This window comes from Streptomyces sp. NPDC051452, from assembly GCF_044454765.1.
Lineage (GTDB): Bacteria > Actinomycetota > Actinomycetes > Streptomycetales > Streptomycetaceae > Streptomyces.
Map to the genome: position 1 here is coordinate 16,342 of NZ_JBITEB010000002.1, position 25,757 is coordinate 42,098.

Sequence of the window (25,757 nt, forward strand, 5' to 3'; positions counted from 1 at the left end):
GTCAGCGCGGGGCCGGCAGGTAGCCGGACTCGGCGAACCAGCCGAGGTAGGTGCGGATCAGGTCCGCGTCGAGCGGCGGGCAGACGATGCCGGTGCCGGCCAGGTGGGCCCGGGTGGCGTCGTCGGCGAAGCGGACGGCGCTGAAGCCGGCGCCGGCCGGGTCGAAGAGGCTGAGCAGCGGGTAGGCCGCGTTCCCCGGGTCGCTCTTGATCCGCTCGACCCAGTCGGCGAGCGGGATCTCCGCCAGGGGCCAGCCGAAGTCGCGGACGTGGTCGAGGAGTCGGCCGAGCGGCACCGGTGCGGTGTTGACCTGGTGGTGGACGCCGCCGAGGGCCTCGGGCCGCCGGGCGACGGCGACGATGGCGCGGGCCACGTGGTCGACGGGCACCAGGTCGGCCTCGGCGCTCAGCCCGGCCGGGGCGGCCCCCGCCTGGACGCAGCCCTTGACGACGCGCCACAGCAGGTCGTCGCTCTGGCAGGCGCCGGTGACGGTGTGTCCGGAGATCCGGCCGGGCCGGTGCACGGTGACCGGTAGGCCCCGCTCCCGGGCCAGGGCGACGAGCTGCTCGGCGACCCACTTGCTCTGCGTGTAGCCCTGGCGGAGCAGCTCGGGCGGCCCGGCGACCGCGCTCTCGCCGAGGGCGGCGCCGTCGGCCGGGGGCCCGGCGAAGACGCCGACGGTGGACACGTGGTGCACGGCGGCCCGGCCGGAGGCGGTCGCCAGCCGCAGCACCTCGCGGGTGCCGTCGACGGTGGCGGCGCGCAGCTCCTCGTAGGGCAGGACCAGGTTGACGGCGGCTCCGGCGTGGTAGACGGCGTCGATCCGGTCGGCGAGCGCCCGCCAGGCGGGGTCGGGCAGACCGAGGCGGGGTGCGGCCAGGTCGCCGGCGAAGGCGCGGACGCGGTGGGCGCGCGCGGGGTCCGCCAGGCCGTACCCGGACAGCACCTTCTCCAGCCGTCGCCGGGCGCTCGTGTCGTCGTCGGCGCGCACCAGGCAGTGCACGGTGGCGTCGGTGGCGCGCAGCAGCTCGGCGAGCAGGAAGGCGCCGAGGAAGCCGGTGGCGCCGGTGAGCAGGATGTCCCGGTCGCCGCCTGGACGCGCCGGGGCGGGGAAGCCCGCGATGCCGTCGTCGAGCCGGATGTCGGCGCGCATCGCCTCCACCGGCGCCGGCGCCGGACCGCCGGCCGGGCCGCCCGCCTCGTCCAGCACGGCGGCGACACCGGCGACGGTCGGCTCGGCGAACAGCACCCGCAGCGGCAGTTCGGTGGCGAACTCCTCGCGCAGCCGGAACACCAGCCGGGTCGCCAGCAGTGAGTGGCCGCCCAGGTCGAAGAAGTTGTCGTGGGCGCCGACGGCGTCCAGGCCGAGCAGTTCCCGCCACACCCCGGCGACCCGCTCCTCGGTGGGCGTGCGCGGGGCGGTGAAGGCGGTCCGCGTCGCGGTGCGCACCGGCTCGGGCACGGGCAGCCGCTTGCGGTCCACCTTGCCGTTGACGGTCAGCGGCAGCGCGTCCAGGACGACCACGGCGGTGGGCACCATGTAGGCGGGCAGCCGGTCGGCGAGGTGGGCGCGCAGTACGGCGGCGCTCTCCTCGGGGCTGTCGCCGACGGCCGCGCCGGGCTCCAGCGTGACATAGCCGTACAGGCGCAGCTCTCCGTCGCCGCCGGGCTGGGGCTGGACGACGGCGGCGTGCACGTCCGCGTGGTCGAGCAGGGCGGCCTCGACCTCTCCGGTCTCGATGCGATAGCCGCGGATCTTGACCTGGTGGTCGGCGCGGCCGACGTACTCGAACTCGCCGCGGGCGGTCAGCCGGGCCAGGTCGCCGCTTCGGTAGAGGCGTTCGCCGGGCCGGTCGGAGAAGGGGTGCGGCACGAACCGGTCGGCGGTCTTGCGCGGGTCGCCGAAGTAGCAGCGGGCGAGCCCCGGACCGCCCACGTACAGCTCGCCGGTGACGCCGATCGGCACCGGCTGCAGCAGCTCGTCGAGGGCGTACAGCTCCATGTCGGGCATGGGCCGGCCGATCGGGCTGCGCCGGTTCAGCCGGACGTCCTCGGCGGTCATCTCGCGGATGGTGACGTGGATGGTCTCGGTGATGCCGTACATGTTCACCAGGCGCGGCGAGCGGTCGCCGTGGCGTTCGAACCAGCTGGCGAGGGTGCCGGACTCCAGGGCCTCGCCGCCGAAGACGACCGAGCGCAGCGGCAGTTCCTCCGGCCGGTGACGGGCGTCCACGGCGGCGAAGTGCACGAACGCGGACGGGGTCTGGTTGAGGACCGTGACGCCCTCCTCGCGCACCAGGGCGTAGTAGGCCTCCGGGTCGCGGGCGGTCTCCACCGGGACGACGACGAGCCGGCCGCCGTGCAGCCAGGCGCCCCACATCTCCACCACGGAGACGTCGAAGGCGTAGCTGTGCAGCATCGGCCAGACATCGTGCTCGCCGAAGTCGTAGGCGGGCGTGGCGGTCATCGCGGCGAACATGCGGGCCACGGTGGCGTGGCTGACCTGGACGCCCTTGGGGGTGCCGGTGGAGCCGGAGGTGTAGATGACGTAGGCGGCGTTGTCCGGGGCGAGCGGGGCGGGGTCACGTGCGGGGACCGGACGGGCCGGATCGGGGAAGGGCGCCCCGGGCTCGTCCAGCACCAGGAGATGGCCCTCGTAGGCGGGCAGCGCCGCGCGCAGCGACGCGTGGGTGAGCAGCACGTGCGGGGTGGCGTCGGCGAGGATGCGGGCGAGCCGGGCGGGCGGGTAGAGCGGGTCCATGGGGACGTACTGGCCGCCCGCCTTGAACACGCCGAGGATCGCCACCGCCGTGTCCAGGGAGCGGTCCAGGAACAGACCCACGCGGGTCTCGCGCCCGACCCCGGCCGTGCGCAGCCGGACGGCCAGCGCCTCGGCCCGGGCGTCCAGTTCGGCGTAGGTGAGGTGCTCGCCGCGGCAGCTGACGGCCACGGCGTCGGGCCGCCGCCGGGCGTGCCGGGCGAACGTCTCGTGCAGGCACTCGGTGACCGGGAAGTCCTGGGCGCGGCGTCCCACCTCCAGGACCCGGCGGCGCTCGGTGCCGCTGAGCAGCGGCAGCCGGGCCAGTGCCGTGTCCGGTGCGGCCACGGCGCCCTCGAGGAGCGTGACGTAGCGGTCGACGAGGCGTTCCGCGGTGCCGCGCTCGAAGAGGTCGCTGTCGTACTCCAGGGTGGCCGTCCAGCCCTCCGCGCGCCGGCCGACGATCAGCTGGAGGTCGAACCGGGAGGTGCCGTTGTGCGTGTCGACGGTGCGCACGTCCAGGCCGGGCAGCTCCAGGGCGGTGGTGGTGGCGTTCTGCAGCACGAACATGGTGCGGAACAGCGGGGTGAGGTGGCTGCCGCGGTCGGGCCGCAGCTCCTCGACGATCTTCTCGAACGGCAGTGCCTGGTGGGCGTAGGCGCCCAGCGCGGTGGAGCGCACCCGGCGCACCAGGGTGGTGAAGTCCGGGTCGCCGGACAGGTCCAGGCGCAGCGGCAGGGTGTTGACGAAGAGCCCGATCAGCTCCTCGGTGTCGAGGTCGGTGCGCCCGGCGATCGGGGTGCCGACCAGGATGTCCGGTTCGCCGGTGCACCGCTGCAGCACGGCGCCGTAGGCGGCGAGCAGCACCATGTACGGCGTGACCCCCCGGGACTTGGCGAACTCGGCCACCCGCGCCACGAGCGGCTCGGGCAGGCCGCGCCGGACCCGCGAACCCCGGTAGCCGGGTTCCTCGGGGCGCGGGCGGTCGGTGGGCAGGTCCAGGGTGGGCAGCGCCCCGGTCAGCCGCTCGCGCCAGTACGCGAGGTCGCCGGCGAGTTCACCGGCGTCGAGGCGCCGGCGCTGGCGCACCGCGAAGTCGGCGTACCGGGCGGCCGGTGGGGCGGGCTCGGGATCGCCGGTGCCGGTGACGAGCCGGGTGTAGGCGGCGCTGAACTCTCGTACCAGCACGTCCAGCGACCAGCCGTCGCACACGATGTGGTGGACGGTCAGCGCCAGGACGTGCTCGTCGTCGGCGAGCCGGGCGACGGCCGCGCGCAGCAGCGGGGGCCGGTCCAGGGCGAACGGTTCGGTGGCCTGTTCCCGCAGCCAGCCGCTCAGGGTCCGCTCGTCCCCGGCGGTGAAGTCCACCAGCGGGACGTCCGGTTCGGCCTCCTCGGGCGGCAGCACGCGCTGGCCGGGGCTGCCCTCGTCGACCCCGAAGGAGGTGCGCAGCGTCTCGTGGCGGCGCACCACGGAACGGAACGCGGCGCGCACCGCGGCCAGGTCGAGCCGGCCGGTGAGCCGGACGGCCAGCGGGATGTTCTGCAGCGCGGTGCCCGGCACGAGTTCTTCCATGAACCACATGCGCTGCTGGGCGAACGACAGCGGTTCGGGCACGCCGGGTGCCCGGTCCGTGCCGGCGGCCGGGTCGGCCGTCGTCTCGATGGTCTGGGTGGTCACTGTTGCACCGCCTCGGCAGTGTCGTCGGTCTGGGCGCGGACGGCGAGTTCCGCCATCCGCCGTACGGTCGGTTCGTCCAGGAACTCCTCCAGCGGCAGCTCGGCGCCGAAGAGCCGGGCCGCCCGGGAGAGCAACTGGGAGGCGTTGAGGGAGTCGCCGCCGAGCATGAACAGGTCGTCCTCCGGGCCGATGCCCTCGATACCGAGCAGCTCCTGCCAGAGCGCGACGATCCGGGACACGGGGTCGGCGGGGTCGGTGGTCTGGTCGTGGGCGGCGGTCCGGCCGGGGGCGTGAGGGGTGACGGGGGCCGGCTCCGGGTGCGGGTCCGTGGTGGACGCGGGCGGGGTGGACGCGGGCGGGGTGGCGGGCCGCGCGGTGACGGCCGGGACGGCCGGCGAACCGGCGTCCGGGGCGGCGATCCAGTGGCGGCGGCGCAGCATCGGGTGACCGGGCAGGTCCGCCACGCGCGGCCGGATACCGTCCGCCGTCTCCGGCAGGGTGACGGGCACCCCGCGCGCCCACGCCTGGCCGACGGCCTGGAGCAGATGGCGCCGGTCGGAGCCGGACTGCCGGGCCCCGCGCAGCGTCGTCACGGGCCGTACGGCGGGACCGGCGACCCGGGCGGCGAACCGGCCCAGCGCCCGGCCGGGGCCGAGCTCCAGCAGTACCGCGTCCGGGGCGGCGGCGAGCACCTCGGACACGCCGTCGGCGAACCGGACGGCCGCCCGGGCCTGCCGGGCCCAGTAGCCGGGGTCGGTCGCCTCGGCGTCGGTGATCCAGGTACCGGTGACGTCGGAGATGAACGGGATGTCCGGGGTGCGCAGCGGCACGGTTTCGACCAGCTCCGCGAACGGTCCGGTCATCGGGTCCAGCATCGCGGAGTGGAAGGCGTGCGAGGTGACCAGCCGCTTCGCCTCCACCCCGCGCCCGGCGAGCCGTTCCCCGGCCGCGCGCACCGCCTCCTCGGTGCCGGACAGCACGCACCGGCCGGGCGCGTTGAGCGCGGCGATGCCCAGGTCCGGTCCGGTCAGCGCGGCGGCCTCGGCCTCGTCGAGGTCCACCGCCAGCATGGCGCCGCGCGGCAGGTCGGCCATCATCCGGCCGCGGGCCGCGACCAGCCGTACCGCGTCCGGCAGGGTGAACACCCCGGCCAGACAGGCGGCGGTCCACTCGCCCAGGCTGTGCCCGAGCAGGGCGACGGGGCGCACACCGCGCGACTGCCACCAGCGGGCCAGGGCGTACTCGACGGCGAACAGCGCCGGCTGGGCCAGCCGGGTGTCGACCAGCGGGTCGGCGGCGCCGTCGGCGGGGGGCCCGCCCAGCAGGGCGGGCAGCTCGACGCCCTCGGCGACGAGCAGAGCCGCGACCTCGTCGACGTGCCGGGCGAACTCCGGTTCCGTGCGCAGCAGTTCACCGGCCATGCCCTGGTACTGGGTGCCCTGGCCGGGGAAGAGGAACACGGCCGGGGTCTCGCCCCGCGCGTGCTCCGTCCCGGCCCGGCGCAGTGCGGCGGCGGCCTCCTCGGGGCCGGCCGCGACCACCGCCGTACGGTGGGGGAAGCGGCGGCGCCGGTGGGCGAGGGTGTGGGCGGCGTCGCGCAGCCCGGCCGCCTCGGTCCGCTCCAGCGCGTCGGCGAGCCGGGCGGTGGCCTCGGCGAGAGCGGGCGCGCTGTGCGCGGAGACGACGATCAGCTGCTCCCCGGCGTCCGGGGCGTCCGTGGCCCAGGGGGCGGGCGGCTGCTCCAGGACGACGTGGGCGTTGGTACCGCCGACGCCGAAGGAGCTGACCCCGGCCCGGCGCGGTCCGCCGTCGGCCGTCCAGCGAGTGAGCCGGTCGACCACGGCGAAGGGCGACTTCTCGCTGGTACGGGGGTTGCGGCGCCGGTAGTGCAGGCTCGGCGGGAGCACACCCTCGCGCACCGCGAGCACGGCCTTGATCAGGCCGATCACGCCCGAAGCGGCGTTGAGGTGACCGACGTTGGTCTTCACCGAGCCGATCGCCACGGTGCCCGGGGCGAGCCCCTCGGGGGCGAACACCTCGTCCAGGGCCGCGAGTTCCACCGGGTCGCCGATCGCGGTGCCGGTGCCGTGCGCCTCGACGTACCCCACGGTGGCGGGGCTGACGCCGGCCGCTGAGTAGGCGTCGTGCAGCACCTGGACCTGGCCGTCGACGCTGGGGGCGGTGTAACCGGTCTTGCGGGCGCCGTCGTTGTTGACGGCAGCGCCCAGGATCACCGCGTGCACCCGGTCGCCGTCGGCGAGGGCGTCCGAGAGCCGCTTGAGGGCGACCACGCCGACGCCGCTGCCGAAGACCGTACCGGCCGCGTCCGCGTCGAAGGCCCGGCAGTGGCCGTCGGGCGACTGGATGCCGCCGGTCTCGTAGACGTATCCCCAGTCCTGCGGCAGTTTCAGCGAGACGCCGCCGGCCAGTGCCGTGTCGCACTGGTAGTCCAGCAGGGCGCGGGCCGCCTCGGCGACCGCGACCAGCGAGGTGGAGCAGGCGGTCTGGACGGTGACGGCGGGCCCGGTCAGGCCGAGCCGGTGGGCGACCCGGCTGGTCAGGTAGTCCTTGTCGTTGCCGTGCAGCAGGGCCGCCGGGTACTCGCCGAGCAGCTTGTCGCGGCCGAGGCCGGGCAGGACGTTCAGCACCAGATAGGAGTTGAAGGACGTGCCGCCCCATACGCCGATGCGGCCGTCGGCCCGCTCCGGGTCGCATCCGGCGTCCTCCAGCGCCGCCCAGCACTGCTCGAGGAAGAGCCGGTGCTGGGGGTCGGCCAGGGCCGCCTCGCGTGGGGTCAGGCCGAAGAAGGCCGCGTCGAAGTCCTCCGCCCCGCGCAGCGGCGCGACGGCGGGCACATAGCCGTCCGGGGCGCCCTCGGGCACCTCGGTGCGCTCGACGGACTCGATCCCGCGCACGAGGTTGTCCCAGAACCCGGCCGCGTCGTCGGCGCCCGGGACGCGACAGGCCAGTCCGACGACAGCGATCCGCTCGACCTCGTCGCCCTCCCCCGGCCCGCCGGACTCGTCGAGTCTTCTGCCGGACTCGCCGAACTCGTTCATCTTCTCCCTCGGTTCCCCCGGTTCAGCCATCTGCCTGTCCCCTTCTCATGCGGCGCCGGCGGTCGGCGGCCCGGCGGGCCCGCTCGTCCGCCTCCCGGCGGGCGGCTCCCGCTCCCGGCGGCGGCCCCGCCGGGTCCGTGGCGGCGGTGAGACCGTCCAGGTGGCGGGCGAGCGCGGCGAGCGTGGTGTGCCGCATCAGGTCCACCACCGGTACGTCCACGCCGAATTCGGCACGCAGCCGCAGTTGCAGCGCGACCAGTTGCAGCGAGTGGCCGCCGCGGCCGAAGAAGGTGTCGTCGGCGCCGATGTCCGCGGCGCCGAGCAGTTCCCGCCACAGGTCGCGCACCCGCCGCTCGGTCCCGGTCGCCGGGCGGCGCGCCGGGCCGGGGCCGGTCGCGGGTGCGGCGAGCGTGTGCAGGCGGGCCACGTCGATCTTGCCGTTGGCGGTGAGCGGGATCGCGTCGACGACGTCGACGCGGGCCGGCACCAGGGCGGCGGGCAGGAGGGCCGCGAGGTGTGCGCGCAGCTCGGCGCCGGGCACGGGAGCACGGGTGGTCGCCCACGCCGCGAGCCGCATCCCGCCGGTCGGGTCCGGTACGGCGGCCACGACGGCGTCGGTGACCGCGGGATGGTCCCGCAGGCAGTGCTCGACGCCGGCCGGGTCGACCCGGTGACCGCGCACCTTCACCTGCCGGTCGGCGCGGCCGGCGAACACCACCGTGCCGTCGGGCCGGTACCGGCCCAGGTCGCCGGTGCGGTACAGCCGTACTCCCGGCCGGCCGGCGGGGTCGGTGGCGAACCGGCCGTCCGGGTCGCCGTCCAGGTAGCCCTCGGCCAGGTGGGCCGAACGGACGACGATCTCGCCCGGTTCTCCCACGCCGGCCGGTTCCGTCCCGCGCAGCACCAGCAGCTGCGTGCCGTCGACGCCGCGGCCCAGCGGTACGGCCTCGTCCGGGGCCGGGTCGCCGACCGGGCACCAGGCGGGGGCCTGCGGGGTCTCGGTGGCACCGTAGAAGGCGACCATCCGGGCGTGCGGGGCGAGCCTGCGGACGATCGCCGTCTCCCGGCCGGTGAGCGTGTCGCCGCCGAAGAACACGTACCTCAGGTCGGGCAGACAGCCGTCGGCGAGGCCGCCGAGGAAACGGGCGGTCGGCGGGGTCAGATGCAGCACGGTGACCCGCTCCCGGCGCAGCCACGCGCCGTACGCCTCGGGTGCGGCCAGATCGGCGGCGTCGGGGATGTGCAGCCGGGCTCCGAGCGCCAGCGGGACGAACAGGTCGCGCAGCAGCGGATCGTGGCTCAGCCCCGAGGTCAGCGCGAACCGGTCGGTGTGGGAGACCTCGAAGGTGCGGATGTACCAGTCGACGAACCGGCCGAGCGGCCCGTGCGCCCCGACGACTCCCTTGGGCACTCCGGTGGTGCCCGAGGTGAAGGCGAGATAGGCGATGTCCTCCGGCCGGGCGGCGGGGGCGCCGGCCGGTGTGCCGGAGGCCGGGGGCGGGGCCGGGGTCGAGGGTGGTGGTGCGATCGTTCGGGTGATGGCGGGCGGTGGGCTCAGTGGCTCGGGGTGGTCCGCTCCCGTCTCCAGCCAGGCTCGGGCTCGCAGCGCCTCGGCGATCGCGGTCCGGCGCCGGGCCGGGTGTGCCCGGTCCAGCAGCGCGAACGCGGCACCGGAGCGCAGGGCGGCCAGGACCGCGACGACGAGGGCGGGCCCGCGTGCCGCGTGGATGGCGGCCAGGTCGCCGCTGCCGAGCCCGTCCGCGCGCAGGTCGGCGGCGAGGGCCCGCACGGCGTCCTCCAAGGCGCCGTAGGTCAGTTCGCCGCCGCGGTGGCTGACGGCCACGGCGGTGGGGCGCTCGGCCGCCGTCCGCGCGGCCCGCTCGTGCACCGCCCCGGTCCACGGCCCCGCGGGCAGTGGCGCGCTCGGGTCGGGCAGCGCGGCGGAACGGGGCAGGCGCAGGTCGTCCAGCGGACGGTCCGGCGCCTCGGCGGCCGCGGCCAGCAGCGCCTCGAACCGCTCCAGGAACCGGGTCGCGGTGTCGGCGTCGAAGAGGGAGGCGTCGTATGCCAGGTCCAGGCCGAGGGTGCCGTCGGCGCCGGGCCGGACGTAGAGGGTCAGGTCGAAGCGGGCGCTGAGGTCCTCGCTCTCCACCAGCCGGCTGCGCACGCCCGGCACCGGGGGCAGCGAGTCGTCGAGGTTGAGCATGTTGAACAGCACCTGAAAGACGGGGGTGCGGCGCGGATCCCGCTCCACCGCCAGCCGTTCCACGATCCGCTCGAACGGCACCCCCTGGTGGGCGTCGGCGTCCAGCGCGGCGCCGCGCACCCGGTGCAGCAGCTGCCGGAAGGACGGGGCGCCGGTCAGGTCGGTGCGCACGGGCACGGTGTTGACGTACAGGCCGACGCCGTCCTCCAGGTCGCGGCGCACCCGTCCGGCCACCGGCATGCCCACCACTACGTCGTCCTGGCCGGACCAGCGGGCGAGCAGCGCGTTGTAGCCGGTGAGCAGCGCCATCGACAGCGAGGCGTCCTCCTGCCCGGCGAGCGCGCGCAGCCGTTCGGCCGTTCGGGCGCCGAGGACGCGGCGGGCCCGGGCGGCGGGCCGCACGTCCTGGTCGCGGCGCGGCCGGTCGGTGGGCAGCCGCAGTTCGGCGGGGGCACCGCTGAGCGTGTCCACCCAGTGCGCCAGCTCGGCCGCGCCCTCCTCGCTCTCCTGCCGACTCCGCTGCCAGGCGGCGAAGTCGGCGTACTGCACGGGCGGCGCGGTGAACGGTACGGGGTCGCCCTGGACCCGGGCGGTGTAGCAGGCGACGAGTTCGCGGGCCACCAGCCGCATCGACCAGCCGTCGGCGGCGATGTGGTGCACCGCCAGCTGGACGACGTGGTGGTCGTCGGCCAGTCTCAGCAGCTGGGTGTGCAGGGGCCCGCGGCCTAGGTCGAAGGGGCGCGCGGTGAAGGCCGCGGTGTGTTCGGCCCGGGCCGCCGCACGGCTGTCCGGGGCGACCTGGGACAGATCCACGAGCGGCAGCGCCGGCTCCGGGCCGGCTTCGGTGACGACCTGCCGGGGGGCGCCGTCGACGGTCACGTAGACCGTGCGCAGCACCTCGTGCCGCCGGATCACGTCGTGCGTCGCGGCGCGCAGGGCGTCGGTGTCGACGGGCCCGTGCAAGTGCAGTTCGCCCGCGATGCGGTAGGCCAGCCCGCCGGGCCGCAGCTGCTCGACGAACCACAGCCGCGCCTGCGCGGAGGACAGGGGCAGCCCCTCGGGGCCGCGCGGCAGCGCCACAAGCCGGTGCGGGGGCTCGGTGCCGGGCCCGGCGGCTCCGGACGCGGCGAGGGCGTCGATGCGGGCGGCGAGGCCGGACAGGACGGGTGCGTCGAACAGGTCCCGCAGCGGGAGTTCGACGCCGGTGCGCTCGTGCAGCCGGGCGGCCGCCCGGACGGCGAGCAGGGAGTGACCGCCCAGTTCGAAGAAGTGCGTGTCCGCGCCGATCCGGTCCACGCCGAGCAGTTCGGCCCACACCTCGGCGACCGCGCGCTCGGTGGGGGTGGTGGGCGGGCGCAGCGGCTCGCCGGGGTCCTCGGCGAGTTCCTCGGGTGCGGGCAGCAGCGCGCGGTCCACCTTGCCGTTCGGGTTGAGCGGGAAGGTGTCCAGCAGGAACAGATGGGTGGGGATCATCGCCGAGGTGAGCCGCTCGGCGAGGTGGGCGCGCAGCCCGGCGACGGTGGCGGGTTCGGCCGCCGACGGCTCCCGCAGGGCGTAGCCGGCGAGGGTGAGCCTGCCGTCCCGGCCGGGCCGGGCCAGCACCACCGATTCGCGCACGCCCGGGTGGCTGTCCAGGGCGTCCTGCACCTCGGCCGGTTCCACGCGCACACCGCGGATCTTCACCTGGTGGTCGGCGCGGCCCAGGTAGTGCAGCCGGCCGGTGCGGTCGAAGCGGACGCGGTCGCCGGTGCGGTAGACCCGGGCGCCCGGGGTGGCGGAGAACGGGTGCGGCACATAGCGGTCGGCGGTGAGGTCGGGCCGGTTCTGGTAGCCACGCGTGACGCCCGTGCCGCCCAGGTACAGCTCGCCCACGACACCGGCCGGCACCGGCCGCAGCGCGGCGTCGAGGACGTACAGCTCGGTGCCGGGCAGGGCGCGGCCGATGGGCGGCACCTGGCCGTCGGGCTCGCACACCTCGGTGGTGCACAACACGGTGATCTCGGTCGGGCCGTAGGCGTTGACGATACGGCGGCCCGGCGCCCAGACACGTACCAGGTCGGCGGATATGGCCTCGCCGACCGAGGTCAGTTCGGTGACCGTGCTCAGGTCGGCCGGGTCCATGGTGGCCAGCACCGACGGGGTGGCGCTCAGCGTGGTGATCCGCTCCCGGCGGACCGTGTCGGCCAGGGGTGGTCCGGGGCGCAGCCGCTCGCGGGGGGCGACGACCAGGGTGGCGCCGGTGGTCAGCGCCATCATCCATTCCCAGGTGCTGACGTCGAAGCTGATGGAGGCGTTCTGCAGCACCCGCCGGCCGGGGGCGGGCGGCATGGACGCGCGGTGCGCCAGGTCGAAGTCGACGAGACCGGCGTGTTCCACCATCACGCCCTTGGGGCGGCCGGTGGAGCCGGAGGTGTAGATGACATAGGCGAGCCGGCCGCCGTCCGGTCCGGGCAGCGCGGGCGCGTCGGCGGGCGGCTCGGGGATGTCGTCCAGGTACAGCACGGGCACGTCCACGGCCGGAAGCCGGTGCACCACCGCGCGCTGGGCGAGCAGCAGCGCGACCGCGGAGTCCTCGATCATGTACTCCAGGCGCTTGACCGGGTAGGTCGGGTCCAGCGGGATGTAGGCGCCGCCCGCCATCAGCACGGCGAGCAGTCCGACGAAGAGGCGCGGGGTGCCGTCGCCGGTGAGGCCCACCTTGACCTCGGGGCCGACGCCCCGGGCACGCAGCACCAGCGCCAGGTCCCGTGCCTGGTCCACGAGTTGGCGGTAGGTCAGTTCCTCGTCACCGCAGGCGACGGCGACCGCGCCGGGGGTGCGGCGAGCCTGCTCCACGACCAGTTCGTGCACGCCCCGGTGGGCCAGGGCCGCCGGGTCGCCCGGCCGGCTCCACTCGGTGAGCACCTGCCGGCGCTCCTCGGGCGCGAGCATCTCCAGGGTGGTGTGCGGGACGTCCGGGCGGGCGGCGCAGGCGGCGGCCAGGGCGCGGAAGTGCCGGCCGAGGTTCTCGGCGGTACGCGGCTCGAACAGGTCGACGGCGTAGCGCAGGGAGCAGCTCACCCGCCCGTCGACCTCCTCCGCGAACACGGCCAGGTCCTGCTCGCTGCCCTGCACCGCGACCGGGTACGGCGTCATCTCCAGGTCGCCGACGCGCAGCCGGGCGCCGGCGGCGCCGGTGGCGAACAGGGACAGGCCCTGTTCGGAGTGGACGGAGGTGGATTCGTAGTAGAAGGCCACGTCGAACAGGCCGGTTCCGGCGTGGTCCCGGGAGACCTGCTGGGCGACCAGCGGGTAGGGGTAGTCCTGGTGCTCCATCGCGTCCAGCGCGGTCTCCCGCACCTGCTCCAGCAGGTCGCGGAAGGATGCCCGGGGGGCGATGCGGGTGCGGAGCACCATCAGGTTGGCGAAGTAGCCGACGACTTCCTCGAAGGCGGGCCGGCCACGGCCGGTGGCGACCGAGCCGAGCCAGACGTCCTCCTGGCCGGTGTAGCGGTGCAGCAGCAGGTTGAACACCGTGAGGACGGCCGTGTAGAGGGTGCCGCCGGAGTCCCGCGCGAGCTCGCGGAGCGCTGCGGTGACGTCCTCGTCGAGGGTGAAGGCGTGCACCTGGGTGCGGTGGCCGGGACGGGCCGGGCGCGGCCGGTCGAGGGGCAGTTCGAGCCGGGGGATCTCGCCGTCGGGACCGGTGTCGAGCGTGCGCGCCCAGTGTGCGGCGCTCGCCCGGCCGCGCGGTCCGGCGACGAGTTCGCGCTGCCAGCGCACATACTCCGGGTAGTCGGCGGCGGGCGTCGCGAGTCGCACGGGGTGGCCGGCGCGGACCGCCGGGTAGGCGTGCTGGAGGTCGCGCAGGATCAGCGAGAACGCCCACAGGTCGGCCGCGATGTGGTGGGTGCCGATGAGCAGGACGTGCCGGTCGGGGCCGAGCCGCAGCGCCTGGCAGCGCAGGAAGGCGCCGGCGGACAGGTCGTAGGGCCGCTCGACGAAGGCGGTCACGGCCGCGTCGACGTCCGTGGCGGCCCGGCCGGTGAGGTCCCGCTCGGCGAAGTCGACGCGGACGCCGGCCCGGACGCGCTGCACCAGCTCCCCGCCCTCCTGCAGCACCGCGGTGCGCAGCACGGGGTGGTGGTCGAGGACGCTCTGCAGCGCGGCGCACAGTGCGGTGGCGTCGAGCGGCCCGCTGGTCTCGGCGGCGAAGCACAGGTTGTAGGCCGGGCTGCCGGGGTGCATCTGGTCGAACAGCCACAGCGCACGCTGCCCCTCGGACACGGGGTGCACGGCACACGGGGCGGTGTCCGTCGGCTGGGCGGTGCCTGTCGTCGTCCGGGCGGTGCCGCTGGGCTGTGCGGCCACGCGCGGTTCCTCGGTCCCTGTCCTGCGGGTCGCGGCGCGCTGGAGCAGGCGTTCTCTGAGCAGGGCGCGGCGTACGTCCGCCGGGTCCGGGGTGCCGGGCGTGGCCGGTGCCTGATGTGTCGTCATATCTCACTCGCCGCGTCGTCGGCCAGCCTGCCCAGCAGCGAGTCCACCTCCTCCGGGGAGAGCGCGTCGAGGTCGTCGAGCAGCCGCTCGATGTCCGCGGGATCGTCGAGGTCGGGTCCCGGCCCGACGGCCCCGGGGGCGGAGCGCGCCGGGGCGGTGCCGGGCCCGGCGTCCGGTGTGTCCGTCAGCCAGTCGTCCAGGTCCGCGGCCAGGTCGGCGGGGGTGGCACCGCGCAGCAGTCGTACGACGCTGATCTCGGCGCCGAAGACCGCCGCCACCCGGCGGCGCAGTTCCAGGCCGATGACCGAGTCCACGCCGAGCCGGTTGAGCGGCTTGAGCGGCGGCACCCGGTCGACTCCGGTGCGCAGCATCGCGGCGGCGGCCTCGCGCACCCAGTCGGTCAGCAGCGTGAGCCGGGTGGCGGGGTCGGCGGCGCGCAGGGCATCCAGGTCGAGGGCGGCCGCCTCGGTGGTACCGGCCGCCGCGGGGGCGGGCGCGGTCACCGGGTCGGCGGCGGTGTGCCGGTTCCGCCAGGCCGAGCGGGCGATGTGCAGCAGGGGGCGGCCCGCGGCGTCCAGCACGGTGGTCCGGGCGGTGCCGTCGGCCATCCGCGCCACGTGCACCCGGTCGCCGGCGACGGTGTCGTCGTAGCCGGTGACGTCGCACAGCTCGATGGGCGCGTGGGCGCCGAGGACCGCCGCGGTGATCCGCACCGCCAGTTCGAGGTGGGCGCGCCGGCCGGTGCCGGTGCCCGGCCGCAGCCGGACGAGGACGTCGTCGGCGTCCTGCGCGGCGGAGGCGACGGCGGTGTCCGCCACGTACCGCCGCGCCGTGCAGCGGGCGGTCAGCTCGGCCGGGTCCGGCAGCGTCGGCACGGTCCCGGTGCCGGGGCGGGCGGTGGCGAGCCGCAGCCAGCCGGTGCCCGGTGTGCGGGCGTACACGGCGGCCGTGTCCGCGCCCGGGGCGACCGGGGCGGCGACCACGGAGGCGGCCTCCGGCGCGAGGTCGTCGGTGCTGTCCCAGGTGACGGTGGCCGTGGCCACGCCGTCACCCGGTACGGCCGCACCCAGCGCGGTCAGTGCCTTGGCCGCCGCCCGGGCGGCGAACTGCGCCTGCCGGCCGCGCAGTGCGGGGGGTGGGGTCTCGGCGGTGACGGCGGTCAGAAAACGGACGCGGTGCCCGCCCGCGGGCGCGGCGGCCCGTACGGCCCCCGTGCGACGCAGCTCCCACAGGGTGCGCAGCACGTTCTCCTGCTCGCCCTCCCCGCGCCGCAGCGTCGGCAGCACCAGCGGGGTGACGCCGCGGTGGGCGCAGCAGTCGGTGAGGGACGGCCCCAGCGTGGGGTGCGGGCCGATCTCGACGAAGGTGCGGCAGCCCAGCTCCAGCAGGGTGTCGACGGCCTGGACGAAGCGCACCGGCTCACGCAGGTTGGCGGCCCAGTAGTCGCTGTCCGTACCGCCGTCGAGCAGGGTGCCGGTCACGGTGGACACCAGCCGGCCGGAGGTGGGGCGCGGCACGAGGAGGCCACGGGCGGCCTCGGTGAACTCGGTGCGCAGCGGCTCCAGGAAGCGGCTGTGGAAGGCGATGTCGCCGGGCAGGGTCCGGGCGAACACCTCGCGGCCGGTCAGCTCGGCCACGATCGCCTCGACCGTGCCGGCGTCCCCGGCGACGAGTGTGGACTCGGGGGCGTTCCAGGCGGCGACGTCCGCGCCGCCGCCGTACACCGCGATGAGCGCCTCGGCGCGTTCGGCGTCGACGCCGAGCAGGGCGGTGCGCCCGGTGCCCACGGCCTTGCGCATCAGCTCGCCGCGCAGCCGGGCCAGGTGCAGTGCCTCCGGCAGGTCGAGGGCGCCCGCGGCGGCGGCCGCCGCGATCTCGCCGAGGCTGTGGCCGACGAAGTGGTCGGCCACCAGCCCCCGTTCGGCCAGCAGCCCGGCCAGTGCGATCTGCAGCGCGACCAGCGTGGGCTGGAGGACCGCCGGGTCCGCCAGCCGCGACTCCCCCTCGGATGCGGCCAGTTCGCCGAGCAGGGACCAGCCCGTGGCGCCGAGCAGGACGTCGTCCGCCGTCTCCAGGACCGCCCGCACGGACGGTTCCCGGGCCATCAGGTCGCGCCCCATGCCCAGCCACTGGTTGCCCTGCCCGGAGAAGACCAGGGCGGTGCGGCCCCCGGCGGGGCCGTGCGGTGCGTCGGCCGCCACCCTCGCGTGGCCGGCCGGAGTCGATGTCGTCACCGGTGCGCTCCGGACCCTCAGTCGCCGTCGATGACGGTGAGGGCCTGCTGCGGGTCCCAGTAGTTCTGGGCGCGGAAGATCTTCCCGTCCTTGAACTGGGTCTTTCCGGTGTAGGTGAGGGTGAAGGTCTTGCCGGTGGGCTCGCGGTCGAAGATGTAGCCCTGGTGGGTCACGGTGGTCTTCCAGGCGAGGTGCACCACGTCGTCCTCCCAGCGGGTGACCTGGGCGCTGTAGTGCGGGGCGAGCTTCTCGCGGACCTCGATCAGACCGGCCTTGATGCCCTCCAGGTCGGTGCCGTCGTTCTCCAGGGCCAGGGCCGTCTCATCGGTGAAGTGACGGAATTGCGGGTGGATGAATTCCTCGAGGAGTTCGTCCTTGTGCCCATTGAGTACTTCGTCGACATAGCGCTGCAGAACGACTTCCAGCTCTTCCTGGACCTGCGTCATGAGAAGGGTTCCCTTCGAACGATTGTCTGCCCGATCGACGCTATGGGCCCGTGCGATCCGGCAGCACCCCTATCCGTCCCCTACCCCTGCCGAGGGCACCCCCGCACCCCTGCGTCACCCGCTCTGAGCTGCGGTTTCTCCGACCGATCCGGGGCCTGCCGGCGAACCGGTAGATCGCGTTCCAGCCAAGCACCGGAAAACCGGCGGACAAGGGACGCACAGAAACGCGACAGAGAACACCGATGAACACCGATGAGGAAAGACGGAGGAGAACAAACGGCGACAGGAGTTTGCGCGGTGGGCCGGGAACGCGAAAGGCAGACCGCCCACGCGCGGTTGGGCGCGTGGGCGGTCTGCCCATGGGGGGTGGCGCTGTTCAGCGGTTCAGGCGGTGGTCTCCCGGGCGAGCGGGCTCTGCGCCGGCGCGGTCCCCGGTTCCCCCGCGCCCGGCTCCCCCGCACCCTCGGGTGCGGCCACCAGACGTGGCAGCAGGACCGCGGCGAGCACCGCGCCGAGCACGGCGACGCCCGCGCACACCGCCTCGGAGGCCGTGAAGGCGTGTGCGAAGGCGGACTTGGCCGCGCTCACGGTGGCCTCGGCGGAGGCGTGCGGCATGGTCTTCGCCGTCCGCAGCGCCTGGTCCAGGGAGTGCGTCGCGGGCGCCGGCCCGGTCAGCGGGTACGTCGCCGCGTAGCGCGCGGCCAGCACGCTGCCGACGACCGCGACGCCGAGCGCCGAACCCATCTCCTGGACGGTGTCGTTCATCGAGGACAGCAGTCCGGACTGCTCGGCCGGTCCGGCGCTCATCAGCACGTCGTTGACGAGCGGCTGCGCCAGCCCCATGCCCGCGCCGACCAGGGCCATCGCGACGACCATCGCGGCGTACCCGTGGCCCTTGGTGAACAGGGCGAACACCCCGTACCCGGCGGCCAGGACCAGCAGCGCGACGACGACCGCGGCGCGCACCCCGACCGCCTTGGACAGAACCGGTGCCAGCGGGGAGCAGATCATCAGGGCCACCGCGACCGGCAGGATGGCGGCGCCCGCGAGCAGCGGCGAGTAGCCGAGCACCAGCTGGAACTGCTGGGTGATGACGAACAGGCTGCCGCTGAGCGCGAACATCAGCACGGCCATGGTGCCGCTGGAACCGAGGAAGCGCTTGTCGCGCACGACCGTCAGGTCGACCATCGGATGCCGGGCGGTCCGCTGGCGCAGCAGGAACAGCCCCATGACCACCACACCGCCGACCAGCCCGGCCAGCACCTTGGGCGACGACCAGCCGTAGCGCGGCTGCTCGATCACCCCGTAGACCAGGGCGGCGATGCCCACGACGGACAGCACGGTGCTGAGCGCGTCGAGCGGGCGGGCCGCCGGATCGGTGGACTCCGGGACGAGCACGGCCGCCCCGAGCACGGCCAGGGCCACGACGACGACGTTGACCAGGTACAGCGAGCCCCACCAGAAGTGCTCCAGCAGCGCACCGCCGATCAGCGGCCCGGTGACGGCGCCCAGCGCGGTCACCGCGCCCCAGATGCCGATGGCCTTGGCGCGCTCCTCCTCGGAGAAGACGTGCACGAGGATGGAGAGCGTGCCCGGCATGAACGCGGAGGCGCCGGCGCCCATCGCGGCGCGGGCGGCGATGAGTTCCCAGGAGTGGGTGGAGAAGGCCGCGGCGACGGAGGCGATGCCGAACAGCACGAGACCGGCGACGAGCAGCTTCTTGCGCCCGTAGCGGTCGGAGAGGCTGCCGGCCATCAGCAGCAGTCCCGCGAGGACGAGCGAGTAGGCGTCCACCATCCACTGCAGCTCACTGGTGCCCGCGTCCAGTTCTCTGCCGAGTGTGGGCAGAGCCACGTTGAGAATGGTCGCGTCGATCGACACGACGAACACCGCGACGGCCAGCACGGCGAGAATCGCCCACCTGCGCGGGTGTCCGCGACTGGCTCCCTTGTTGTCCACCACAACTCCTCACGCGCGGCACGGGAGCGCCGCTCGACGACGGTCTGTCGTCACGACGGTAGGAGGGGGACGACGACCGGGACAACGCCCGCACGCGCGTTTTAGGGGACCCCTAACCTTGCCGTCCCGGGGGCCGTACGGGGTCCGCGCCGCCCGCGCCCGCGCCTACGGTGGGACCGCAAGGGCCGCCCGCCCGCGGCCCACGGGGGGGAGGGGAACGTCCATGGCGGCCAAGGCAGCGCTCGCGACGGCCGCGGGGGCCGGGGATCAGGTGGCACTGGGCGACGACCCGGGTCTGCTGTTCACCGCACTCACGCCTCCGACTCCCGGGCCGGCGGCGGCTGCCGCTCTGGACGGCGTGCCACCCGATGGTGGTGGGCCCGTCGTCGTCACGCGTACGTTCGTCTGCGACCCGCCGTTCTTCGGGGGCGCCGACATCGCCCGGCTCGCCGTCTGCGGGGCCGTCAACTCCCTTGCCTCGCAGGGCGCCGAGCCCCGTCTGGTCACTCTGGGGCTGACCGTGGAGGCAGGGCTGTCCCGGCGCCGGCTCGGCGAACTCGCCCGCTCGGCACGGGACACGGCCGCCGAGGCGGGAGTCGCCGTGGCCGGTGTGCACGGGCGGGTGGTGCGGGCGGGGGACGCCGACCAGGTGTACGTCACCGCCACCGCCGTCGGCACCGCGCGTCGGCCGCCCACCGGCCCGGCCGGCAGCCTGCCCGGCGACCGTGTCGTGGTGAGCGGCCCACTGGGTGACCACGAGGCCCATCTGCTGTCCCTGCGCGCCGGATCCGGCCACGAACACCACGTGTCCAGTGGCTGCGCCCCGCTCGCGGACCTCGTCGGGGCGGCCTTCACCGCGACGGACGGCGGGGTGCGGGCGGTCACCGAGGTGACCGAGGGCGGACTCGCGGCCGTCCTCGACGAGGTGGCGGTGGCGGCAGGGGTGTCCGTGGAGATCGACGAAGCGGCCCTGCCGGTGCGGCGGATGACCCGTCTCGCCCTGGACGACCTGGGCGTGCCGGCCTGGGCTGCGGCGAGTCCGGGCACCCTGTGCCTGGTGGTGGCGCCGGACGCGGTCCCCGAGGTCCTGACGGCCCTGCGCGCACACCGCCGGGGTCGTGCGGCGGCCGTGGTGGGCACCGTACGGCGGGAGGCCGAGACCCGGCTGCTGACGCGCACCCCGGGCGCCCCCGCACCCGCCCGGCCCGTCCCGGCGGCCCGCCTCCTGTGACCGCGCCGGCCACCTCGCGGCCGGGCCCCGCGGCCCCGGCAGCATCCGGAACAGAGACCCTGGGGCCTGCCGTCACGGGGCGGACGCGAAGGTGACGACGAGCCCTAGTCCCGGCCCCCGGTGCCGGATCCGGCACGCGGCGGGCGAGAGCCCCGCAGGGACAGGGTGGCCGCGGTGGTGGCCAGGAGCGGTAGCAGCGCCAGGCCCACCAGGATGCCGAGGCGGCCCGCGCCCGTCTGGTGGGCGGCGTGCCCGGTGCCGGAGGAGACGTAGCCGAAGGCGGCCAGCACGAGACCGTAGGCGAAGGGCGCGAGCGCCAGTCCGGCCGTCTCCCCGGTCGCGAACAGCCCGGACAGCACACCGTGGTCGCGGCCGCCGGTGCGGGCGGCGTCCGCGGCGAGACGGTCCGGCAGCAGGCCGTAGAGGAAGACGAGCTGCCCCGCGTGGCCGGTGCCCGCGAGGGCCATCGCCGCGAGCAGGAACCCGGGCGGCACCACGGGAGCTACCAGGAAGCCCAGGCAGCCGACGGTGAACACCGTGCCGGCCAGCGCGTACGCCCGGTGCGTGCCCAGCCGCGCGCCGAGCCGTACCCACCAGCGGGCGGTGACCAGGTCGGGCACGACGAAGGCGGCCACCAGCGCCCCGGTGAACGCCGGTTCGCCGAGCACCTGCCGCGCGGCGTACGGCACGCCCGCCAGCAGCACCCCGGTGGCGAGCGCCTGCGCCGTCCCCGCGCCCAGCAGTGCCCGGAACGACCGGTCCCCCCGGACGAGGTCGAGCCCCCGCCGGAGCGACACGGACACACCGGAGCGGACGGTGTCGCCGGCGCGGGTGGGGACGGTGTCGGAGACGGGGGTGGTGTTCGGTCGCCGGGTGGTCAGGGCCAGGCCCAGTGTGCCGACCGCGATGAGCGCCCCGCCGAACCAGCCGGCCCAGCGGTAGCCGGCCGCCGGGCCGCCGGCCGACACCAGGGCGGGACCGACGGCGCCCACGGCGAGCGCGGCGACGCCGAGTCCCGCGACCCGGCCGGCGGCCAGTCGTACCCGGTCCGCGGGGCGGACGGCGAGGTCCGCGGGCAGCGCCGCGTACGGCGCCTGGAAGCAGGCGAAGGCGGTCGCCGCGAGCAGGAAGCCCGCCTCGCCGAGCCACGCGCCGGCCGTGCCGTGCGCCACTTGGGCGAACATCAGCGCGCAGGCCAGAGCCATCGCCGCCCCGCCGTACAGCATCAGGCGGCGCCGGGACGCCGCCCCGTCGCCGAGGCCGCCCAGCACCGGATTCAGCGCCGCCGCCCACAGCTTGGGGACGAGCACCGCCGCACCGGCGAGCGCCGCGCCGACGCCCAGCGTGTCGGTGAGGTACGGCAGCAGCAGCAGTCCGGGCAGTGTGGTGAACGTGCCCGAGGCGAGCGCCCCGACGGCGTACCCGGCCCGTGCCCGGGCGGGAACGCCGTCGCGTACGGCCGTACGCCTCGCGCGCGGCACCGTCGTCCGGCCGGCACCCCGCTCCCCGGTCCGCTTTCCCGGCGCGGCAGCTGTGGTCATCGTCAAGCCCTTCGTCGACCGCGGCCGGCCGTCCGGCCCGCCTGACGGACCCCCCGGCCGGCCGAGGGGGGATACCGGCCGGTGGGTCCTGGCATTCGACTGTCCGGGCACCGGCCTGGATTCCGCTAAAGGACCGCGCGCCGGCGCCGCGCCGCCCGCTCTCCGCCGCAGTTGCGGCCATGCAACTTGCTGCCACCGGAGGGCGCTGGCGACCGGCTCGGCGCGTTCCGCACGCTGAGGGCCAGGCGTGTTCGGGGCCGAGGCCAGGGGGAAGCATGACGGAATCCATGACGGTGTGGCGCGGAGCGGACACCCGTGACGACACCCCGCCCGACCCGGTGCCGTTCGGCACCGGCCGCCACCTCATCCACTGCCCGGTGTCCTGGGACAACTGCCTGGACTCCCCCGGTGTGGGCGAGGAGCACTTCGTCCTCGCCGACCTGCTGCCGCACGACCACCCCCTCTTCAACGACGGCCCCGTCCACTTCCACGACGTGCAGGTGGTCACCGAGTCGGTCCGGGAGATCGGGGAGTTCGTCGGGCACCGCTACTTCGGCGTGCCGGCGGAGCGCCCCGGGCTGTTCTACCGCTACGACCTGCGGCTGACCGACCTCGGCGCCTGGCGCGCCGGACCCGGGGGCGGCTCCCGGCTCAGCACCCGGCTGCGAGCCGTGCCCACCCATGTCGTCAACGGCGTGCCGCGCGGGGTGGACTTCCACACGGAGGTGAGCATCGACGGCACCCCCTGCGCGGTGGGCTCCGCGGGCCTGGTCTTCCTCGCCCCCGCCCTGTACCGCAACCAGCTGGCGTTCGCCCAGCCCCTCACCGACGGCACCGACGGACACCGCGTCGACGGGCACCCGGTCGCGCCGGGCGGTGGCACGCGCCGCGTCCCGGCCGCGGAGGTGGGGCGCACCGCGGCGGACAACGTCCTGGTGAGCGACCCCGAGCGGCTGCCGTCGGGCCGCCTGTGCACCTGGGTGCGCACCGACGGGGTCGGCGCGGTGTTCGCGGGCCCGGGAGGCCGGCTGCCCGGGCTGCACCTGCTGGAGGCGCTGCGGCAGAGCGCGCTGCTCACGGCCGGCCGGCGGCACGGCCTCGCCGTCGCGCGCTGCACCCTGGCCGACTCGCGGGTGCACTTCCGCGGCTCCGCCGAGGCGGGACCGCCGCTGCGCTGTGTCGCGGTGCCGGGCGAGGCCCGTCCCGACACGGTGGGACGGGCCAGGGTGCCGGTGACACTGACCCTGTCCCAGGGCCGCAAAACCGTCGCCGAGGCCACCGCCGTCGTGGCGCAGGATCTCTGAGGGCCGAGTGATGAGGTTCCGGATCCTGGGCCCGCTGGAGCTCACCGGGGACCCGGACCCGGCCTCCGCCGGCCCGCACACGCCCGGCCCGCCCAAGCTGCGCACCGTACTGGGGACACTGGTCGCCCGCGCGGACACGGTCGTGTCCGTCGAGACGCTGATCGACGAGCTGTGGCCGGACGGCCCGCCGCGCACCGCGCTGACCACCCTGCACGTCTACGTCTCGCAGATCCGCAAGGCCCTGTGCGCCGCGAGCCCCCGGCAGGGGCGTGCGCTGCTGGTCACCCGGCGGCCCGGCTATCTGCTGCGCACCACCGGCGACGACGTCGACGCCACGGTCTTCGAGCGGCTGCGCGCCGAGGGCCGGGCGGCGCTCGCCGGTGACGACCTCCCGCGCGCGGCACATCTGCTGCGGCGCGCCGAGGAGTTGTGGCGGGGCCCTCTGCTGTCCGGCACACCGCACGGCCCGGTGCTACGCGCCGTGGCGGCCCGGCTGACCGAGGCCCGGCTGGAGGTCTCGGAGCTGCGCGTCGCCGCCGAGCTGCGGCTCGGCCGCGATCGTGAGGTCCTGCCGGACCTGGTGGCGTTGACGACCGAGCATCCGCTCAGGGAGGAGTTCCACGCCCAGCTGCTGACCGCGCTGCACCGCACCGGACGCCACGCGGAGGCCCTGCACGCGTACGCCCGGCTGCGCGGCCTGCTCGCGGAGGAGCTGGGCACGGAGCCCGGTCCCCGACTGCGCGCGCTGCACCAGCGCCTGCTGGCCGAGGAAGACGCGCCGGCGCATCCCCGCGGGCCTCGGCAAGACCAGCCGGGCCCCTCTCGCACCCGAGCACCCGAGCGGCCCCGGCACGGCCGCCCGGAACCCTCGCACCCCGACCGGCCGGACGCCTTTCACCCCGACCGGCCGGACGCCTTTCACCGCGACCGACTGGACCCCCTTCACCCCGACCGACCGGACGCCCTTCACCCCGACCGACCGGACGCCCTTCACGCCGACCGACCGGATCCCGTTCACGCCGACCGACTGGACCCCCTTCACGCCGACCGGCCGGGGCGGCACCCGCACACCGGCCGTCCGACGCGGCGAACGGCCCTTCCGGGTGGCGGCGACTCCGGCACGACGGCATACCGCCTCGCCCATCTCCCCTGCCTGGAGACGCCGTTGGTGGGCCGCGACGAGGAACTCGACGCGGTGGAGAGCCTGCTGCGGGACAGCACGCCGGGCGCCTGGACCGCCGTCACCGGGCCCGCGGGCTCGGGCAAGACGGCCCTCGCGGTGGCCGCCGCGCGCCGGGTCGCCGACGCCTTCCCCGGCGGGGTCCTCTGCCTGGACCTGCGCACGGCCTCCCGGCGCCCGCTGACCACCGAGGAGGCGGCCCGCCGCCTCCTCGGCCAGGCGGCCTCCGCCACCACACCGGCGGACACCCCACTCGCCCCGACGGCCCACCCCGACCCCGTCACGGAGCTGAGGGCGTTGACGGGCCGACGGCGGCTGCTGCTCGTACTCGACGGGGCCGTCTCCGTGGCGCAGGTGCGTCCGCTGCTGCCCTCGGCCCCCGGCAGCACGGCACTGGTCACCGCGCGGCCGGCGGTGACCGGCGCCACCGGGGCACGGCAGATCCCGCTGGGCCCGCTGAGCCGGGCGGCGACCCGGCGGATGCTCGCCGCGGCCGGCCCCGACATCGCGAACGAGGTGGGCGAACTGTGCGGCCGGCTGCCGCTGGTCCTGCGAGCCGCAGCCCTCGCCCTCGCGGCCCGCCCGCACTGGGACGGCCCGACCCTGTCGGCCCGGCTGCGCGAGGAGGCCACCCGGCTCGACGTCCTGCGCGTCGGTGAAATCGACGTACGACAAAGGCTGTTGGAGGAGTACGCCGAACTCCCGGCGGACCTGCGCCGGGCGGTGCGGCTGCTGGCCCTGCCGCCGGGCGCGTTCTCCCCGGCCGTCGCCGCGGCCGTGCTCGATCGCGCCCCGGGCCCCGCCGCGCTGCTGGTGGACGCGCTCGCCGACCGGCGGTTGCTGCTGCCCGACGCCGCGGACCGGTACGTCCTGCCGGAGCCGACGCGGCTGCTGGCCGCCGAACGGCTGCGGGCCGAGGAGCCGGCGGACTCGGTGCGAGCGGCCACGGCCCGGATGTGCGAGGCGTACGCGACGGCCGCCGCGCGGCCCGGCGGCGCCCCGCGCACCGCCGAGGGCACACGTGAGCTGGCCAGGGTGCTGGGCATGGCCCACGCGGCGGGACTGTGGCCCGTGGTGCTCCGGCTCGCGGAGGCACTCGCCGCGCCCCTGGAACGCAGCGCCGACTGGCCGGTGTGGGCGACGGCCCACGGCCTCGCCCTGGACGCGGCCCGGCGCCACGGCGACGAGCGGGCGACGGCCCGCCTGTTGTGCTCGCTGGGCGATCTGGCCTGGCAGCAACGCGATGACGAGCGGGCCGCCGAACACTACGGGCAGGCCGCCGCACTCGCGGCGGCGGCCGGACTCCTCGACGAGCGGGCCCGCGCCCTCGCCGGTCTCGCCGAACTTCGCCTGGAACGCGGCGAGTCGGGCCATGCGGCGGAGTTGCTGCGGGCGGCGCCGGAGCCGGACGGGGCCGTGGGCCGCTACGAGGTGCAGCGGGTCAGGGCGCTGGTGGCGCTGGAGACCGCAGGCGCCCCGGCCGCGACCGGACCGCTCACCGAGTGCGTGGCTCTCGCCGCCGCGCTGGGCGACCGCCGTCGCGAGGCCCACGCCCGCCGGGCGCTGCACTCCGCGCAGGGGCCACCGCGCGCCTTCGAGGTGCGTCCGGGGGTGTGGCGGCTGTGGCCGGACCGCCCCGTCCCGGCCTGACCGCCCCTGCGGCCGCCTCGACCTCCAGGGGCC

10 protein-coding genes are annotated in these 25,757 nt (G+C 75.9%); 3 read left to right on the top strand and 7 right to left on the bottom strand.

What is annotated here, in order from left to right; translation table 11 throughout:
* Position 1: 1 nt before the first annotated feature.
* From ACIBA9_RS05465 to ACIBA9_RS05490, 6 genes are all read right to left on the bottom strand, one after another.
* On the bottom strand, positions 2-4,438 hold the full coding sequence (locus ACIBA9_RS05465) for an amino acid adenylation domain-containing protein (RefSeq protein ID WP_399360033.1): 4,437 nt from the start codon (positions 4,436-4,438) through the stop codon (positions 2-4).
* Positions 4,435-7,527, bottom strand: a complete 3,093-nt coding sequence (locus tag ACIBA9_RS05470) for a type I polyketide synthase (protein ID WP_399360034.1) — start codon at positions 7,525-7,527, stop codon at positions 4,435-4,437. Before ACIBA9_RS05470 ends, ACIBA9_RS05465 begins: the two co-directional genes overlap by 4 nt.
* Complete coding sequence (locus ACIBA9_RS05475; RefSeq protein WP_399360035.1) at positions 7,520-14,179, bottom strand: amino acid adenylation domain-containing protein; 6,660 nt, start codon at positions 14,177-14,179, stop codon at positions 7,520-7,522. Before ACIBA9_RS05475 ends, ACIBA9_RS05470 begins: the two co-directional genes overlap by 8 nt.
* Complete coding sequence (locus tag ACIBA9_RS05480) at positions 14,176-16,413, bottom strand: acyltransferase domain-containing protein (RefSeq protein ID WP_399360036.1); 2,238 nt, start codon at positions 16,411-16,413, stop codon at positions 14,176-14,178. Before ACIBA9_RS05480 ends, ACIBA9_RS05475 begins: the two co-directional genes overlap by 4 nt.
* Before the next feature lie 17 nt (positions 16,414-16,430).
* Positions 16,431-16,859, bottom strand: a complete 429-nt coding sequence (locus ACIBA9_RS05485; RefSeq protein WP_399360037.1) for an ester cyclase — start codon at positions 16,857-16,859, stop codon at positions 16,431-16,433.
* Between the two features lie 384 nt (positions 16,860-17,243).
* Entirely contained in the window at positions 17,244-18,818 is a 1,575-nt protein-coding gene (locus tag ACIBA9_RS05490) for an MFS transporter (protein WP_362158028.1), read from the bottom strand.
* 223 nt (positions 18,819-19,041) lie between these two features.
* Between ACIBA9_RS05490 and ACIBA9_RS05495 the strand changes: the two genes are divergently transcribed.
* Positions 19,042-20,049 (top strand): AIR synthase-related protein, encoded by a 1,008-nt coding sequence (locus ACIBA9_RS05495; protein ID WP_399360038.1) that lies wholly within the window; start codon positions 19,042-19,044, stop codon positions 20,047-20,049.
* A 104-nt stretch (positions 20,050-20,153) separates the two neighbouring features.
* Here ACIBA9_RS05495 and ACIBA9_RS05500 read toward each other — a convergent pair whose 3' ends face one another.
* Positions 20,154-21,590: an MFS transporter gene (locus ACIBA9_RS05500; protein ID WP_399360039.1), complete on the bottom strand. Its 1,437-nt coding sequence runs from the start codon at positions 21,588-21,590 to the stop codon at positions 20,154-20,156.
* Positions 21,591-21,865: 275 nt separating this feature from the next.
* Here ACIBA9_RS05500 and ACIBA9_RS05505 point away from each other — a divergent pair, with 275 nt between their 5' ends.
* Positions 21,866-22,894, top strand: a complete 1,029-nt coding sequence (locus ACIBA9_RS05505) for an AfsA-related hotdog domain-containing protein (RefSeq protein WP_399360040.1) — start codon at positions 21,866-21,868, stop codon at positions 22,892-22,894.
* Between the two features lie 10 nt (positions 22,895-22,904).
* The gene (locus ACIBA9_RS05510; RefSeq protein WP_399360041.1) at positions 22,905-25,724 is read left to right on the top strand and encodes a BTAD domain-containing putative transcriptional regulator; all 2,820 of its coding nucleotides are present in this window, start codon (positions 22,905-22,907) and stop codon (positions 25,722-25,724) included.
* Positions 25,725-25,757 lie beyond the last annotated feature (33 nt).

What these genes read in the sequence shown, in the direction of transcription:
- ACIBA9_RS05470 (WP_399360034.1), bottom strand. Translation starts at nt 7,527, where the DNA reads ATGGCTGAACCGGGGGAACCGAGGGAGAAGATGAACGAGTTCGGCGAG.
- ACIBA9_RS05475 (WP_399360035.1), bottom strand. Translation starts at nt 14,179, where the DNA reads ATGACGACACATCAGGCACCGGCCACGCCCGGCACCCCGGACCCGGCG.
- ACIBA9_RS05485 (WP_399360037.1), bottom strand. Translation starts at nt 16,859, where the DNA reads ATGACGCAGGTCCAGGAAGAGCTGGAAGTCGTTCTGCAGCGCTATGTC.
- ACIBA9_RS05495 (WP_399360038.1), top strand. Translation starts at nt 19,042, where the DNA reads ATGGCGGCCAAGGCAGCGCTCGCGACGGCCGCGGGGGCCGGGGATCAG.
- ACIBA9_RS05500 (WP_399360039.1), bottom strand. Translation starts at nt 21,590, where the DNA reads ATGACCACAGCTGCCGCGCCGGGAAAGCGGACCGGGGAGCGGGGTGCC.
- ACIBA9_RS05505 (WP_399360040.1), top strand. Translation starts at nt 21,866, where the DNA reads ATGACGGAATCCATGACGGTGTGGCGCGGAGCGGACACCCGTGACGAC.
- ACIBA9_RS05510 (WP_399360041.1), top strand. Translation starts at nt 22,905, where the DNA reads ATGAGGTTCCGGATCCTGGGCCCGCTGGAGCTCACCGGGGACCCGGAC.